Raw genomic sequence first — 2,023 nt, 5'->3', positions numbered from 1 at the left:
CCAGCAAGCTCTTAGCGCCGTGGCCGATGAAGTTACGGGCGGCCCGTGCACCGGGAGCGCAGAAGCAGGGCATTCAGGGCGCTCCGAACCCAGGCCGCGGGTCCGTGCGCCAAGCGATGCTTCACGAGGCCCCAGGTGCGGCCTCAAAGCCGTACGGGCGCAACACTGCTCGGGGCCGGGTTACCCGCTGGAACGCTCCAGCTTGTTCCGTCGCGGCGGGGGTGAGGGCGCGGGGGTGCGTCCTGGACGGGGCCGCCGGGGAACGCCCTGGCCCGGGCATCCCGGCGGCCCCGTCCAGGACGCACCCCCGCGCCCTCACCCCCGCCGCGACGGAACAAGCTGGAGCGTTCCAGCGGGTAACCCGGCCCCGAGCAGTGTTGCGCCCGTACGGCTTTGAGGCCGCACCTGGGGCCTCGTGAAGCATCGCTTGGCGCACGGACCCGCGGCCTGGGTTCGGAGCGCCCTGAATGCCCTGCTTCTGCGCTCCCGGTGCACGGGCCGCCCGTAACTTCATCGGCCACGGCGCTAAGAGCTTGCTGGAACCCGGCGGGTCCGTTCCGCAGCTACATCCTCCACCAAGGAGGGTCGATTGCTGGTTGCCGCTTGCAGCCTGACGCCGAATCATGGAGGCTGGCGCCATGCGCAGGCTGAGCTATGGCATGAACGTGACCCTGGACGGCTACATCGCCGCGCACGGCCCAAGCCGCACGTCGCCGCCGGACGACATCAGCTGGAGCGTGCCGAGCGACGACCTGTTCCAGTGGTGGCTCGACCGGGAGCGGGCGAACAGCTTGTCCCTGTATGGGCGCAAGCTGTGGGAAACGATGAGCTCCTACTGGCCGTCCGGCGACCAGCAACCTAACGCCACTTCGGCGCAGATCGAGTTCGCGCGCAACTGGCGCGACACACCAAAAGTCGTCTTCTCCTCAACCATCGACAAGGTCGACTGGAATACCCGCCTGGTCGCCGGTGACGCGGCAGCCGAAATTACCAGGCTCAAGGCCGAGGACGGCGGCCCGATTGCTATTGGCGGCGCAACTCTGGCAAGGTCGGCCATGCGGGCCGGCCTGATCGATGAATACCTTCTGGTCACCCACCCAGTTCTGGTAGGCGGCGGCACTCCCTTCTTCGCCGCATTGGACAGCTGGGTGAATGTGGACCTTGTGGAGACCAAGGCGTTCCCCGGCGGTGTTCTCCTGACCCGATATGAGACGCGGCGTTGAGCGCTGTTCGCCCTCGAAGAGACGCGACACGCTCACTGGGGTGTGGCTCGGGCCTTGGTTTCCGCAGACTCACCGCTCACCCTCGGTCGTAATGGGCCGGTTCATCCGGACCCCGCCGCATCGGCAGGCGGGCCGCGCGGTTGATTCCCATGTGAACCGGTCCCGCGTTCGCGTCTTCTTCCTGGGAATACCCGACGGGTCTGCCGGATTGCCGGTGACGGCCGCGGCGCAGCTGGCGGCACACGGCGTACGCCGTACGAGATGGTGCGGCGCAAGCCTGCCCGGTGGTGGCCGCGGCCCCGCAGCCGTTACCCGGGAGCAGGGAGGCGGTCTGTTGAAGCGCACGTCCCCGGGACGGTCTGATCGGCCCGGATTTGTCCGTGGGCGCCTTGCGATGAAGAAGCGGGCGCAGGGCTCTCCGGGCCGGGGTGGTGCTGCCGGCCGGCTCGGCGCCGCGGGCGGCTGGTCGGAAGCTCGGGGCGCCCGCTGCCCTGGATCCTCTGCGAAACCCGGCACAGTTCGCCCGCACCCCTTCCAGGCTGCCCCGGCAGGGCAGGTCTTATCGATAGCGCGTACGCGTCCGAGCCGTGATCGTTCCTGGGCGTGGGTGCCTGACCGGGGGGTGTATGCCGGCGGCCGGTTCAGTGGTGGGTTGGGGGAGGTGTTGATTACGTGCGGGGCGCGGTGTGGGTGTGATGGGTTTTCGGGTGCGGGTTGGGGTGAGGGTCACAGTGGTGTGGCGGTGTGGTTGTAGGGTGGTTGGGTGGGGTTTGGGGTGGTGTGTAAGCGGCCATGAAAAA

1 protein-coding gene is annotated in these 2,023 nt (G+C 68.4%); it reads left to right on the top strand.

Features of this window, described 5'->3' with window-relative positions; translation table 11 throughout:
* The first annotated feature begins 638 nt into the window (after window positions 1-638).
* Entirely contained in the window at window positions 639-1,223 is a 585-nt protein-coding gene (locus AHIS1636_RS20350) for a dihydrofolate reductase family protein (RefSeq protein ID WP_264797689.1), read from the top strand.
* Window positions 1,224-2,023 lie beyond the last annotated feature (800 nt).

It is taken from the genome of Arthrobacter mangrovi, assembly GCF_026011795.1.
GTDB lineage: Bacteria > Actinomycetota > Actinomycetes > Actinomycetales > Micrococcaceae > Crystallibacter > Crystallibacter mangrovi.
Note: the sequence above shows the minus strand (reverse complement) of the source record. Positions and strands in the feature narration are given on the sequence as shown.

Coding starts and splice junctions, on each gene's coding strand:
- AHIS1636_RS20350 (WP_264797689.1), top strand. CDS start 639: ATGCGCAGGCTGAGCTATGGCATGAACGTGACCCTGGACGGCTACATC.